Source organism: Companilactobacillus insicii, from assembly GCF_003946015.1.
GTDB classification, from domain to species: Bacteria; Bacillota; Bacilli; order Lactobacillales; family Lactobacillaceae; genus Companilactobacillus; species Companilactobacillus insicii.
Map to the genome: position 1 here is coordinate 1 of NZ_RHNU01000026.1, position 14064 is coordinate 14064.

The following is a 14064-nucleotide window of genomic DNA, read 5'->3' on the forward strand; positions in this document are numbered from 1 at the left end:
GAACAGTGATGTTCTTTTTGTGTTAAAAGGGAATAAAAAAACTGGTATTGATTATTCATCAATACCAGAAAGTATAGAACCATTAAAAATAGCAAAGGACAAATGCCCTTTGCTATTTTTATATTTCTTCTGATAATACATCGTAAATACGATAATTAGCTATTTTGGCTAGTTTAATAGTAAAGCCATTTAGTTCTTCATTATCATGAAAAGCTCCTTCTATTAAGTAATTCATATCTCCAGTAGTTCTGTAATGATGTCTTATGCTTAGTCGATATTCATTAATCAAAGATAAATATTTTTTATGATTATCTTCGTGGAGTGACACTTGGATAAAGATAGGCCGGTGGAGTCCGACTTTTTCTAAGTCTAGTTCAAGAGTGTACTTTTTTATGACGCCACTATCTTCCATATTGGCAATTCTAGCAGCAACTGCTGGTGCACTTAAATGGACTATCTCTGCTATTTGATTGACTTTAATTCTACAATTTTTGTTGAGCGCGTATAGTATCTTTATATCAGTATCGTCTACCAACTTTTTCACCTTATTTATTAAACAAATTTGATGATTATTCTTTATTTAAAATATTAACAGAATTATGTAAAGAAAGTAAAATAGTTCTATTGCCTGAGAGGACACGTTGATTTTACTTAGTAAATCAAAAATAGAAGGAGAATAAATTATGCGAGCTGTAGTTATAGATAAACCTGGAGATACAGATGTTATGAAGATTGTTGAAAGACCAATTCCTGAGGTCACTCAAGATATGTCAGTCATGCGGATTCATGCATTTGGCGTACATAGATATGAGGTTTTAACACGTGAAGGTGGTTCACCTTCAGTTAAATTTCCAAGGGTGATTGGAGTTGAAGCCGTAGGCGAAATATATAAAACTTCTAAAAATAGTAAGTTAGAGGTTGGCCAAAGAGTTATTACAATGATGGGTGGATTTGGACGAGAGGTCGACGGGAGTTATCAAGAATATGCGTTGGTTAGTGATAATAACTTGTATCCTGTTAATCTCGATACAGATTGGGTAACATTGGCGCAGTATCCAGAGAATTTTTATACGGCTTTTGGATCAATCAAGTCGTTATCATTGAATAGTGGACAAACATTATTAGTCCGAGGCGGAACAACTGCTGTTGGTCTGGCAGCTATTAAATTGGCAAAGGCTCTTGGAATTAACGTTACGGCAACGACTAGACGAGAAAATATGTTACATAAATTAATAGAGTTTGGTGCAGATGATGTTGTTATTGATTCAGATAACAAATTAAAGACGGATAAAAATTTTGATGGGATTATCGACATGGTGGGTACAGTAACATTACCTGATTCCATCTCACATCTTAATCAGGGTGGCACAGTTTCGATGATTGGTTTGTTAGCTGGTGAATGGGTAGCGAAGAACTTCGATCCGTTTACCTTAGCCGGTAAATATTTAACTTGTTTTGATTCTACGAATGTTAATCAAAAGTGGGTGGATGAAATGTTTGATTTAATTTCTAAAAATAAGCTTGAGATTCCAATAGTAAAGATATTTAAACTTTCCCAAATCAGAGAGGCTCATGATTATGTCATGAAGAGCCGAGATATGGGGCAAGTAATCATAGATAATGATTAGTATTCAAATAAGGATGCTATTTAGCATCCTTATTTGAGTCTTTAGCTTTTTGTTTTACAAGAATTGTTTCAATCAAATCCTGTAGGGTAGTGTCATTTAGTTTTCGTTGAGCAGCAATTTTAGCCTGTTCATAGTAATCACCGAGAACTTCTTGAATATTTCCTCCCACAATACAATCAGGGTTTGTTTTTTTGTCTAATTCAAATAGTGGCTTATTACCTTCAGTGGCGAAATAAATATCTAATAAAGTTATTTCCCTAGGCTTACGAGCCAACTTTGGTTCAGCTGATCCTTGTTTGGTTGCGATTAAACCAGCTTCTCGAAGTACTCCCATTAGACGTCTTACAACTACTGGTGAAGTTTCTACACTGTTGGCAATCACTTCACTAGATAACCGAATGTTTTTGTAAATTTCTATAAAAGCTAATATGTGTATTGAGTCACTGAAACGGGTAGAAACACGCATCAACTTACCTCCAATTCATTGTAACTACATTAATTACAGTTAATAATACGGTCGTTCTTGGGCTTAGTCAACTTTAATTGTTTACAATGCGTATAAATTGACAATTTATATGAATAATTATATTGTGATTGTAACTTATCGAGTTACACAACTATGCTACAAAAGGGTGCATAAATGATTGAATTTAAAAATGTGTATAAGAAGTATGAGAATAACGATAATACGGCTATTAATGATTTGAATCTTCAAATTCAAGATGGCGATTTTTTTGTATTAGTTGGTCCTAGTGGTAGTGGTAAAACCACCACTCTAAAAATGATTAATCGACTAATCAAGCAAACATCTGGTGATATTACTATTGATGGTAAAAACATTGATGATTTTGATTTACGCGAAATGCGGCTACAAATGGGATATGTTTTACAAAATATAGCTTTGTTCCCAAATATGACGATTGAAGATAATATTACTATTCAACCAGAATCGTTGAAGTGGTCAAAAGAAAAACGTCATAAGGTCGCATTGGACTTATTGAGTAAAGTAGGATTGGATCCTGAAAAATACGCCAAAAGATTACCAAGAGAATTATCTGGTGGTGAACAGCAACGTGTTGGAATAGTTCGCGCATTAGCCTCTAATCCTAAAATTGTTTTAATGGATGAACCTTTCAGTGCATTAGACCCTATTTCACGTAATCAATTACAGGAATTAGTTTTAAAATTACATCAAGAAATGAAAATGACCTTTATTTTTGTTACCCATGATATGAATGAAGCTGTTAGATTGGGGAATACAATTGCAATTATGAGATTAGGACATTTGGAACAGATTGGAACTCGAGACGAGATAGTTCATAATCCTAAGAATAAATTTGTTAATGGTTTCTTTAAGAATCAACAAAATGATGATAAAAAATTAAAATTAATAATTGATAGTCAAAAGTGTCAAGAGGTAGATAAACAGACTCCAGATTTGACCGAAGAAGATAATATATCTGATTTAGCTAGTTTGTTAAGGTCACAAGAGTTTGCATTAGTACAAAGTGCGGATGGCAAGATTTGGAAACTTACTACTCAAAGTCTTTTGAATTATTTATCAAGGGATGGTGAGTAGTTATGTCAGGGATAATTCATATATTTAAGACTCAAGGAAATGATATTCTTAATTCGATAGGACAACACATTTCTATATCACTTATTTCATTATTAATTGCCGCCGTTATTGCAATTCCTTTGGCAATTATTTTGATGAATCATAAAAAGGCTGCTGAGTTTATTTTAAATGTAACTAGTGTTTTACAGACTATACCTAGTTTGGCATTATTAGGTATTTTAATTCCATTGGTCGGAATTGGGACTGTTCCCTCAGTCATTGCATTAGTAGTTTATGCGGTAATGCCAATTTTTCAGAATACTTATTCGGGTTTGACAACTATTGATCCAAATTTGGAGGAAGCGGCTGAAGCATTCGGACTTTCTCGACCTAAAAAATTATTAAAGTTTGAGATTCCTTTGGCTATGCCAATGATTATTTCTGGATTAAGAATTGCTATGGTTATGATCATCGGAACGGCTACGTTAGCTGCATTGATTGGTGCGGGTGGATTAGGTACTTATATCTTATTGGGTATTGAGACCAATAATAATTCATTGTTAATTATAGGTGCTGTACTTTCGGCAATTTTAGCCTTGATATTTAGTGCAATAATTCGTGGGATTGCTAAACTTTCCCTCAAAAAGATTGGAATTATATTTGCGGCAATGGTTATCTTAATAGGTGGAGTAGCAGGTTATCGAACGATTGTTAAACCACAAACAACCATTACAATTGCTGGAAAAATGGGTAGTGAACCAGAGATATTAATTAACATGTATAAAGATTTAATTGAGCAGGATAATCCCAATATTAAAGTATCTACTAAAGCTAATTTCGGTGGAACTTCATTCCTATATAAGGCCTTGAAATCTGGATCCATTGATATTTATCCAGAATTTACGGGTACAGTTTTGGAATCGTTAGTTAAAACAAAGAAAAGTGCGACTCATGATCCGGAGGCTACTTATAAACTTGCTAAGTCGTTGCTGAAGTCACAAGAGAACTTAGAATATTTGAAGCCAATGAAGTATGAGAATGGCTATGCCTTAGTGATTAAAAAGAGCTTTGCCAAAAAGTATAACTTGAAGACGGTATCAGATCTTATAGCAGTTGAAAGTAAGATAAATGCCGGTTTTGATCCAGACTTTTATCAATTGAGTGATGGCTATCCAGGAATTAGTAAGGCATACCATTTGAAATTTGGTAATACTCAAACAATGGAATCATCAATTCGTTACAAGGCTATTGCTAATGATAAAGTCAATTTAGTTGATGGATATACAACTGATCCTCAAATACAGGAGTATGATTTAGTTGCCTTAAGGGATGACAAGAGTTTCTTCCCACCATATCAAGGAGCACCACTAGTATCTGAAAAGTTATTAACAAAATATCCTGGTATCAGAAAGACTCTGAATAAATTAGCCGGGAAAATCAGTGAAACTGATATGCAGAAGATGAATTATCGTGTATCAGTCAAGCATGAGAAAGCTGCAAAGGTCGCTCGTGAATATTTGATTCAACATGGATTGCTAAAATAAATAAAGGTAGGACAAATTTTAAAATTCGTCCTGCCTTTTTGATTTGAAAAGTAACGGTAACAAAAATGTAACCATAAAATTCATAGATTATTCAAATATGATTATTACAATTTATTTTGTAACGTAATCCGTTTACGGAGAGGGAGTTTTAGTTATGAATTTCAAAAAGTACGCAATACTTTCAATGGGATTGTGGGTGTTGGGATTCGGAATTTATGAATCACACCCCTTAATTGCGCATGCAAATGAACAGACTACAACAAGTAAATTAGTAAAAACCACATTAACTAGTGGCACAAATATTTATTGGTACGATGGTTCAGTAAAATTACCTGTTATTTATGGAGACAATTTGACTAACCCAGTCGTTACTCATTTTGGTGTGGGTCAATCTGATGTGGGAATAAAAAATGTAATGATAACCGTTGACCCAACGGAAAATACTAGTTACACCTTTTCCAATCAACTAGATGATGATGGCAAAATAACATTACAAGGAAAAGTCATAGTGGGTGATATCACTGTGAAATATGTCGATACAGATGGTAATGAAATTGCTGCGAGTACTAAGGCAGACCATTCTAACAATTCTAGCGATTCTAATTACTTAAACTACACAACTAAGCGACTTAATATTGATGGTTATACATTTATAAAAATGGATGATACTAGTTTGCCAGCTGATGGTACTCTGTCTGGCACTGGTGGTAATGTTATTTATGTATATAGGTCAGACAATGTCGATAATGATAATACCAATGCAGTTACTGACTCTAAGAGTAGCAATGATTCAAATATTGCGGATTCAAAAAGTACAACGAACAACGATAATGTGACCGATAATTCTGATAATTCATTACAAGAAAATGAATCGTCTGATAGTAATACAAGCTTAGATTCAAATGATTCTTCCAATCTATTGAAGAATAGTAATAGTGGATTTAATTCTAGTAGTCAGTTGCCAAGTTCTGGTCTGTTAAGGTAACCAACAACTTCGAATGAATCAGGTTCAGATAATCATAAGAGTAAAACAATTAGTCAATCTAGTGCTGATCAGGGCAAAGTGCCTAAATCTAATACTGATTATTACATAACCTTGGCAAGCTTCACTTTGGTTTCAGCCATAGGATTAGTTGGAATAGAGATAATCAAACATTAGGTTTTCTATTTTAAAAAAATATTATTACGATAATAGAATAAAAAGTGACTATATTTATTGATATAATTTGTAAATTATTGGGGGAAATTATATGAATAAATCAAGAGTTGAAGCTTTTACAGATGCTGTTATCGCAATTATTCTTACAATTATGATTTTGGAATTCAAGACGCCAGATTCAGCTAAACTATCAGCAATACTTCCACAAGTGCCATATATGATTTCATACGCTGTTGGGTGGTTGTTTATTGGTATTGCTTGGTACAATCATCATTATATGTTTAGTAAAACTAAGGTCGTGACAAGAAAGATTTTTTGGATCAATAATTCATGGATGTTCACAACTTCATTTATACCCGTTGCCACAGCTTGGGTAGGTCGTGACTTGAATGCTCAAGGACCAGAAATATTTTATGCAATAGTATATTTCCTATGGTCATTTGCATATGCATTACTAACATACATGATTGCTAAAGAGAATGAATTAGCAGGCTACACTGAAATTGCTACAAGTATTAGGGACATGAAGATATATCGTGCTTTGACTAGTTGGAAGTTTGTCGGAACTGAAATTATTGTTTGGGTACTAATATTAATTTATGTGCCAGCATTGCAAATGGTTCTAATTGCCTTTCAGGTTTTAACTGAAGGTGGCAGTGTTAATGAAGATAGTGATAAATTATTTTAAGAGATATTGAGTGAGTTTCTCAATGTCTTTTTTTATTGCAAAATCATGACATATACTTCTATTGAGTGGTAGCATTAAAAAGTCAGTTTACTTTATTGCCAGTTCAAAAAGAGGGGGATTTATTGAATAATGACGCAATCGAGGACCAATGTAATTGCTATTACTATTGCAATTTACATAGCAACTTTTGTCAGTTCTATTGAGGGAACTATATTGTCCACGGCTTTGCCAACAATAGTTGGAGATTTACATGGAGTTTCACTAATGAACTGGGTATTCTCAATTTATTTGTTAGTTACAGCAATGGTTACACCGATATACGGCAAGTTAACGGATTTGATTGGTCGTAAGCCAGTTGTACAGATTGGTTTAGCAATTTTTACTTTTGGATCTTTAATGAGCGGCTTATCTAATTCAATGATGGAATTAGTATTATGGAGAGCTGTCCAAGGCCTTGGAGCTGGTGCTTTACCTACAGCAACCGTCACTATTATTGCCGACATGTATCCTTATGAGAAGCGACCACGGATTTTAGGGTTGAATAATTTAGTATGGGGTATAGCAACTATATCTGCGCCACTAATTGGTGGCTTAGTTGTCAACATGTTAAGTTGGCATTGGGTATTTTTTATAAGCATACCTTTGCGATTATTGATTATGATATTGTTCCAATTATTTTTGCATGAATCAAGAAATAGCAGTCAAGTGAATATTGATTTTAGTGGTAGTTTTTGGTTAATGTTAAGTGTTTTGTTTTTGATGCTTGATTTCCAATTCTTAAGTGGCAAAAATATTAATTGGACTAATATAGCTTTCTTCCTATTGTTAAGTGTATTTTCATTATGGCGCTTTGTACATCACGAAAGATATGCAAAGGAACCAGTTGTTTCATTACATTTGTTTAAAAACAAACCATTTATCGCTCAAAATGCAATAGCGGCATTGATAAGCGGATATTTGATGGCTATTACAGTTTATATTCCAATTTGGGTACAGGGAGTTTTAGGTGTCCCAGTCTCATTTGCTGGATTTGTGATTACACCACACTCCATCTTTTGGATAATAGGATCATTCGTAACTAGTTATTTAATTACTAAGTTGATTCCCAAAAAGATTTTAACGTTTAGTTTGTCGATAGTATTATTTGCCGGTGTCTTATTAGCCTTTGTACCGATGATGACAAGCTTTGGATGGTTCTTTATTATTACAGCTATCAGTGGATTTGGTTTTGGAATTACAATTGTAACGACTACTGTGGAATCACAACATTTAGTTTCAAAAGAAAATGTAGGCGTTGCGACAGCATTTAATACTTTGTCTAAAACACTTGGACAGACACTCATGGTTTCTATTTTTGGGATTATGTTAAATGTCGGCATACAACGTGGTGTTTGGGAACATAAGAAGACAAGTATTGATATGGTTAATACTTTGATTAATCCTAAAACAGCAATAAGTTTACCTTCTAATATGGTACTAACTTTAAAACAAATTTTGTTTAATGGACTGCACGGTGTCTATTTATTAGGAGTAGTCGTAATCGTTTTAGCATTTTTAATTAATAAATTTGGCTACAAATCTGATTTAAAAGATGTAAACAATCATTAGATTTAATATTATGATTGTTTTTTTTTGAATTTAAAGTGATAAGATAATCAGTATCGTTTTAAAAATTAAGGAGTGAGATGTATTAAAAATTCATTACAGACTAGAACAATTGCCTTGATTGTAGGCTTGATTCTGAATGCTTTCGGAAATGGATTGTGTATAACTTCCAATATGGGAAGTGGGATTTGGACTGCAGCCGCGGTCAACCTAAATATGTGGATTGGTGTTAACGTTGGTGTTCTTTTGTTTATTTTTGGTGTGACTAATGCGTTGACTAATTTAGTATTAATCAAGCAATTAGATATAAAACGTTTTGTTGCTGAAGTTTTGTATATTCTATTTTTTAGTTATTTTGTAGATATTTTTACTAATTTATTAACAGCAATGGGAGTTCAACATTTACCAATGCTAGTTAGGACTCTGATATCATTTTCGGGTGTTATTTGCTTCTGTATAGCTATTTCTTTGTACCAGCGAGCTAATATTGTTATGCATCCAAATGATGATACTACGAATATTTTGCGTTTCTTATACTTGAAGGGTAATTCTACAGCAGCACAAATAATTGATTTTATACCGCCAACAGTTGTTGTCTTGATTTCATTTTTTGCCACACATGAAATTTATGCCGTCAATGTTGGTACATTATTTTCTATTTTGCTAAATGGTGTATTGATTGCTGAATCAGACAAATTAATTTGGCCAAGTTTAAAGCATAATTTCAAAGCAAAAAATATTGATGAGGGATGATTCAATATGAAAATTAAAATTACAGTTCCAAAAGTAAATGAGTATCACTATGTTTCGTATTCACAAATAAAGTAAAATGATGTTCCAGTCGATCGTATAACAATTGAATGGTGTCAACCTGAAATTATTAATTTAGTTGCTGATTGGTTGTCTGATAAGTTATTTTCATAGAGATGAAGTTGAATGAAAAAATTCAGTTTCATCTTTTTTTATGGATTAATAGTTATTAAAAAATTGTGTTTGGATTATTATAAGGAAAGTATTAAGGACTATTTAAGTATTTTTGTGGAAGCGGTATCATATAAATAGACATAGGATTCGCTATGTTGTATGATTTCCTATAAATCTTAGAAGAACGGAGAGTGAAGCCCATTGAAGCTAGAAGATTTGGAGGGGTTGAAACTAATCCTTTCAAAATTGTACGAAACTCTTGACATGGCATTAGAAAGTAATAAACTTGCTGGCAAGGCCATCTTGAATGTCTATAGAGAATTAGACGATACTAATGATATAAGCAATAGAACATTGCTTTCGTTGGAATCGTACTTGGGTCGATTATCATTGTTCGAAGGCTTCAAGTTAACTAATGAGGGAAAGAACTTCTATGAACAAATTGATTCAATAGATCAGAAGTACACTACCGCATCTTAAGTTAATGATGTATTTGACGGACAGTAAAAAATAAAAAGTAGGTGTATATTTATGAAAATGACAGATGATACAGAAGCAAAGAAGATTTTATCAGAATTATACACGGATATTAATAACTACAAAGATCTTGATAAAGATGATTATGCAAAGAACTTAGTACTGAGAACTTATAATCTACTCGATAAGAATTATTCATATAATTATCTTTTTGGTCGTTTAAAAGACGATACGCAAGTTACTCGTACTTTACGCCAAATGGATGAGGGAACAGATTACGAAGAAAAAATTAATTATCTTGCAAAGGGTGTTAACTACGCAATTTATTGATGTTTTAAGATAGATTAATTCAATATAGAATGTAAAAGGATTGTCATATGAAGTTTTTTGATTTCATATGACGATCCTTTTTGCTCTATAAACTATGAAGATATTTTTTATGATTTTTAATGTGGAAGAATAGAACGGTAGATAAGTTGAATATGACGAACAGTGTTAGAAAAATGATGATTTCAGATGAAATACTGTTACCGATAGAGATAGTACTTCGAAATGCGTTTACTGAAATTGTCATTGGTAGATATGGATGAATTGTTTTGAAAAAGTTGTTGGATAATTCAATCGGATATGTACCAGCCGACCCGCCTAGTTGGATGATCATGAATAGTAACATTAACCAAGCTCCAGTCATTCCAAATAATAAGTTGAAGAATGTCACGATACTTAGGAATGTTATGCCTGTTAGTAGTACGAATCCATAGGTCTTAAGAATTTGTAATGGTTCAAGGCCACAGAAGTATACGAGTAAACCATACATAATTGAAGCGGCCACGATAATGAATCCAAATAGAAATAGCATTTTTGAAGACCACCAGGATAATCCATTTTTAGGATCATTGCGTGGAGTGTAGGTATCATAAATAATATTTAACGTGATACATCCGACAAATAGTGCAACTGACATCAAATATGGTGCCATACCAGTACCGTTGTTTTTTACATGAGTTGAGTCATGATGGATTAATTTAATAGGATCAACTATTCGATTATTGGTAGCTAGTGGTTGAATTGATTGAGCAATGGATTTTAATTGTAGTGAACTTTTTGCGTTGGACAGAGCTTGTTTCAACATGGTCCCAGAAGCATTAGTTTTTGCAACTAAGCTATTTAAATATAATTTAGAAATTTTATTATTTAATTGTGTTTGAATTTTTTCAATTGCGGTTGTACTCATTTTCATGGCTACGAAGCTATGTCCCGCACTTGTATAGTAATCCAACTTTATTTGCTTAGCATTGGGTTCTGATAATTTAGATGCCTGCTTGGAGAAGTCTTTTGGTATCTGGATAATCATATAGACTTTGCCTGAATTCAAATCGGAGTGTGCCTTTGATTTAGTAAGAAATTCAAAGTGTAGTGATTTATTTTTCTTGAGTGATTTTGTGAGTTGCTTGCCAAAATCAAATTGGGTCCCGTTACTTGTAATGGCTTTATCTTCGTTTACGACAGCAACCGGTAAATTTTTTGTTTCTTGATATGGGTTCCAGAGCGATGATAAGAATATGACAGCGTAAAAAGCGGGGATTAGAAGAATACCTAATAGGATTCTGATTTGGGAACGGTCATTCTTAAATATATATTTAAGTTCAGATGTAAGCATATTGAACACCTCGATTGATAATCATTAATGAATGAACCATTCGTTCATTTATTAATTGGTGCAAGCCTATATCGACTATGATAATGGTTCAAATAAAAAGCACTTACTAAATTTGGTAACCTTTAGTAAGTGCATCAATAATGGTTTTTGACATCATATCCATATTGTATTCATTTTTGTAGTTTTCAAATGAGTCGTATTTTTTATGTGTAGACCACCAAAAAATTAAATCAACAATCATCATTGAATCATAATCGGAATTTGTTGTAGAACGTAAATTAGTATTATTAGCGAGATATGTAGATATTTCTTTGTATAAAGTTTGACGATACTTTTCATAAAGTTTGATTAAATTGGTATCGATATTTGGATTTTTTTCTAGTATTAAAAAGTAACGGCCATATACTTTGAAAATATCAAACAAATCTAAAATTAATGATTCTAAATTGTATGAACCATCAGTAATCAGTAATTTGGTATCCAGCTTTTTTGTGTATATTTCGTAAGTTGATTTTGTTTTTTTTACAAGTTGAGTAGATGATATTTCACCCAATGGGTAATCATGTTTGGAATTGAGATTACTCTTATCGAGACTTGTTAAAAAAATAAAATCTAAGAGGGCCTTTTTACTATCGAAGAGATCATATAATGAACCAACGGAGATGTTTGCAAGCTTAGCGATATCCTTCATTTTGGTTTCATTGTAACCAGAGTTAATAAAAAGTGTGCATGAACTTTCAAAAATATTGATTAATTTATCATCAGTTTTCATTTCAATTACCTCATTATTAACGACATTTATCCTTAGCATAACATTTTGTATAAGTATATTAATAATACAAATTGTAACTTGTAAAAATCAAGAATCTCGTGTTAGCATACCCACAAAACTTTTATCACTATCCAGAAGGTGATTTTTTTGGTATACGAAGAATTTGAAAAGAATAATTTGCATGAAATTAAAATTTCACAATTAATGGCATTTTCGAATATTTGTTTTTATTTATTAATTTCAATTACAAAATTGATAGTTGGACATTTTTCGAATTCCACTGCTTTGAAGGCAGACGGATATAATGGTGCGACTGATACACTAGCTTATTTCATTATTATTTTAGGACTAATGTTTGCGAGACGTCCAGCTGATCAATTTCACAAATTTGGTTATGCAAAAGCTGAAACTTTAGCTACTTTGATGACCTCGGTGTTGATTTCTGAAACTGGTATGTGGGTTATTTACAAAGGTATTAATGCCTTATTAAACAAAAATGATGCTAGGCCAGATTTCTTAGCTGCTTTTGTTGGTATTGGAATGAGCATTCTGACATTAATTTTCTTTTTGATTAATCGTCATATTGCCAAAAAAATAAATAGTCAACCTTTACTAGCCTCATCACATGATCAAAGGTTGGATGCAATAACGAGTATTACGACCGGTATCGTCATAATTATTTCTAGTTTTAGCTTTGCATGGATCGATAAAATCAACGCAATTATTATTGGAATATTTATGATGCGAACTGCTTATAAAATATTTGATAACAGTGCCTTTCGATTAATTGATGGTTTTGATAAAGAAAAACTAAAAAATTTTTCCGATGAGATACAGAGATTTAAGAAGATTAAAAGTATACAACGAATACAAGGACGGGAATATGAGAATGATATTTACCTTTCAGTAGTTGTCCAAGTCGGACATAAAATGACAGTGGATGAAACTGTGGATCTGAAGGATGATATTCAAGATGATTTACGAAAAAAATTTGGTATTTTTGAATTAGATATGCAATTTATCACTAAGCAACGTATATGACTTAAAATATTTTTTCGAACTTCTATTGTACTTATACGAGTTGTACAACCGGTATACAATAATTGTCATCTATTTAAATGGTGGTTAAATAAGGACGTGAATTACATAATATTCACATTAGAAGGTAAGATTATGAAAAAGAAATTATGGGGTGTATTAATAGCACTGACGGTTTTCTTATTCATAGCTGGTTGTGGAAATCAAAAGAAAAATTCTACCAAAACAACCAAGCCTGATGAAAGAATTCAGGCAGTTAACTATCAAAGTTTGACTAAAGAAGAAAAGAAAAATATTGAATTTAAGTTCAAGACGGCTGAGGATTCCTATGATTATGCGATTGATATGACAATTAAAAATAGGTCAGATAAAGATGTAAGATTTCATTTAACTGATTTTATGATGCTCGACCGTAATAATCCTGATTTTCAAATAAATTCCAGTCTTAAAAGGGTAATTACCATTAAATCTGGTGATGAAACTACAGTTGATAAATTGTTTGAGCATATTCCTCAAACCATATTAGAAGGGACAGGATCATATTATTATTTAAACAATAATTATCGCTTAGGTTATTTAAGAGATACTGTTGGTGTAGTTGAACAAGCATCAAGTTCTGCCACACCAGCTAGAACGGCGTCATCGTCAGCATCTGTTAGCGTTGTACCAAGAACGTTACAAAAGGGTAATACAGCAAATGGTGTTACTGCTAAAGCAAGTACATTACAACAGTCGTCCACCAATCAAAATATTATTAACGATTCAGAACAGGCTGTGGCTTTATACAAGCATGCTATGGCCTTAGCTGGGCGTAGAGATATTGTTGCCGTACCTGTTCAAGGTGGCTTTAGTGTTTATAGTACTGAAGATCCAACAATTGGTAATAATTTTGTCTCATACGATGGGAGTATTGAATCTAAAGGTATTGTTACACCATATTCTCAAGCATCCAAACAAACATATAATGATCAGCCTGGTGATGAGCAGTTTGATCCAAGCAAGTATTAATTT

Annotated in this window: 15 protein-coding genes; 11 read left to right on the forward strand and 4 right to left on the reverse strand. The window is 32.6% G+C overall.

The window, feature by feature from the left end; genetic code table 11:
* Positions 1-118: 118 nt before the first annotated feature.
* Positions 119-535 (reverse strand): Lrp/AsnC family transcriptional regulator, encoded by a 417-nt coding sequence (locus EKM79_RS08600; protein ID WP_125567900.1) that lies wholly within the window; start codon positions 533-535, stop codon positions 119-121.
* Between the two features lie 148 nt (positions 536-683).
* Between EKM79_RS08600 and EKM79_RS08605 the strand changes: the two genes are divergently transcribed.
* Positions 684-1628: a zinc-binding dehydrogenase gene (locus tag EKM79_RS08605; protein WP_125567902.1), complete on the forward strand. Its 945-nt coding sequence runs from the start codon at positions 684-686 to the stop codon at positions 1626-1628.
* Positions 1629-1644: 16 nt separating this feature from the next.
* On the opposite strand, the gene EKM79_RS08610 is transcribed toward EKM79_RS08605, so the two are convergent.
* The gene (locus EKM79_RS08610) at positions 1645-2094 is read right to left on the reverse strand and encodes an Rrf2 family transcriptional regulator (RefSeq protein WP_125567904.1); all 450 of its coding nucleotides are present in this window, start codon (positions 2092-2094) and stop codon (positions 1645-1647) included.
* A gap of 174 nt (positions 2095-2268) precedes the next feature.
* Here EKM79_RS08610 and EKM79_RS08615 point away from each other — a divergent pair, with 174 nt between their 5' ends.
* The 8 genes from EKM79_RS08615 to EKM79_RS08650 all read left to right on the forward strand — a co-directional run bounded on the left by EKM79_RS08615 (position 2269) and on the right by EKM79_RS08650 (position 9913).
* Complete coding sequence (locus EKM79_RS08615) at positions 2269-3207, forward strand: ABC transporter ATP-binding protein (RefSeq protein ID WP_125567906.1); 939 nt, start codon at positions 2269-2271, stop codon at positions 3205-3207.
* Positions 3208-3209: 2 nt separating this feature from the next.
* The gene (locus EKM79_RS08620) at positions 3210-4730 is read left to right on the forward strand and encodes an ABC transporter permease/substrate-binding protein (RefSeq protein WP_125567908.1); all 1521 of its coding nucleotides are present in this window, start codon (positions 3210-3212) and stop codon (positions 4728-4730) included.
* A gap of 154 nt (positions 4731-4884) precedes the next feature.
* A complete protein-coding gene (locus EKM79_RS08625; protein WP_125567910.1) occupies positions 4885-5715 on the forward strand; it encodes a MucBP domain-containing protein in 831 nt (276 codons plus the stop codon).
* A gap of 265 nt (positions 5716-5980) precedes the next feature.
* Positions 5981-6577: a TMEM175 family protein gene (locus EKM79_RS08630; RefSeq protein ID WP_125567912.1), complete on the forward strand. Its 597-nt coding sequence runs from the start codon at positions 5981-5983 to the stop codon at positions 6575-6577.
* Between the two features lie 129 nt (positions 6578-6706).
* Positions 6707-8185 (forward strand): MFS transporter, encoded by a 1479-nt coding sequence (locus tag EKM79_RS08635; protein ID WP_125567914.1) that lies wholly within the window; start codon positions 6707-6709, stop codon positions 8183-8185.
* A 114-nt stretch (positions 8186-8299) separates the two neighbouring features.
* Positions 8300-8935: a DUF6198 family protein gene (locus EKM79_RS08640; protein WP_484028499.1), complete on the forward strand. Its 636-nt coding sequence runs from the start codon at positions 8300-8302 to the stop codon at positions 8933-8935.
* Between the two features lie 372 nt (positions 8936-9307).
* A complete protein-coding gene (locus EKM79_RS08645) occupies positions 9308-9586 on the forward strand; it encodes a hypothetical protein (protein WP_125567917.1) in 279 nt (92 codons plus the stop codon).
* 51 nt (positions 9587-9637) lie between these two features.
* Positions 9638-9913, forward strand: a complete 276-nt coding sequence (locus EKM79_RS08650) for a hypothetical protein (RefSeq protein WP_125567919.1) — start codon at positions 9638-9640, stop codon at positions 9911-9913.
* Between the two features lie 85 nt (positions 9914-9998).
* Here EKM79_RS08650 and EKM79_RS08655 read toward each other — a convergent pair whose 3' ends face one another.
* Complete coding sequence (locus EKM79_RS08655) at positions 9999-11243, reverse strand: YhgE/Pip domain-containing protein (protein ID WP_125567921.1); 1245 nt, start codon at positions 11241-11243, stop codon at positions 9999-10001.
* A gap of 106 nt (positions 11244-11349) precedes the next feature.
* Positions 11350-12015, reverse strand: coding sequence for a helix-turn-helix domain-containing protein (locus EKM79_RS08660; protein ID WP_164506051.1), 666 nt, complete (start codon positions 12013-12015; stop codon positions 11350-11352).
* Positions 12016-12162: 147 nt separating this feature from the next.
* On the opposite strand from EKM79_RS08660, the gene EKM79_RS08665 reads away from it, so the two are divergent.
* Together EKM79_RS08665 and EKM79_RS08670 are read left to right on the forward strand one after the other, a co-directional pair.
* Positions 12163-13056, forward strand: coding sequence for a cation diffusion facilitator family transporter (locus EKM79_RS08665; RefSeq protein ID WP_125567925.1), 894 nt, complete (start codon positions 12163-12165; stop codon positions 13054-13056).
* Between the two features lie 132 nt (positions 13057-13188).
* The gene (locus EKM79_RS08670; RefSeq protein WP_125567927.1) at positions 13189-14061 is read left to right on the forward strand and encodes a hypothetical protein; all 873 of its coding nucleotides are present in this window, start codon (positions 13189-13191) and stop codon (positions 14059-14061) included.
* Positions 14062-14064 lie beyond the last annotated feature (3 nt).

Excerpts from the sequence above, each read along its gene's own strand:
- EKM79_RS08610 (WP_125567904.1), bottom strand. The coding sequence starts at position 2,094 with ATGCGTGTTTCTACCCGTTTCAGTGACTCAATACACATATTAGCTTTT.
- EKM79_RS08635 (WP_125567914.1), top strand. The coding sequence starts at position 6,707 with ATGACGCAATCGAGGACCAATGTAATTGCTATTACTATTGCAATTTAC.
- EKM79_RS08620 (WP_125567908.1), top strand. The coding sequence starts at position 3,210 with ATGTCAGGGATAATTCATATATTTAAGACTCAAGGAAATGATATTCTT.
- EKM79_RS08630 (WP_125567912.1), top strand. The coding sequence starts at position 5,981 with ATGAATAAATCAAGAGTTGAAGCTTTTACAGATGCTGTTATCGCAATT.
- EKM79_RS08670 (WP_125567927.1), top strand. The coding sequence starts at position 13,189 with ATGAAAAAGAAATTATGGGGTGTATTAATAGCACTGACGGTTTTCTTA.
- EKM79_RS08650 (WP_125567919.1), top strand. The coding sequence starts at position 9,638 with ATGAAAATGACAGATGATACAGAAGCAAAGAAGATTTTATCAGAATTA.
- EKM79_RS08625 (WP_125567910.1), top strand. The coding sequence starts at position 4,885 with ATGAATTTCAAAAAGTACGCAATACTTTCAATGGGATTGTGGGTGTTG.
- EKM79_RS08605 (WP_125567902.1), top strand. The coding sequence starts at position 684 with ATGCGAGCTGTAGTTATAGATAAACCTGGAGATACAGATGTTATGAAG.
- EKM79_RS08615 (WP_125567906.1), top strand. The coding sequence starts at position 2,269 with ATGATTGAATTTAAAAATGTGTATAAGAAGTATGAGAATAACGATAAT.
- EKM79_RS08660 (WP_164506051.1), bottom strand. The coding sequence starts at position 12,015 with ATGAAAACTGATGATAAATTAATCAATATTTTTGAAAGTTCATGCACA.
- EKM79_RS08655 (WP_125567921.1), bottom strand. The coding sequence starts at position 11,243 with ATGCTTACATCTGAACTTAAATATATATTTAAGAATGACCGTTCCCAA.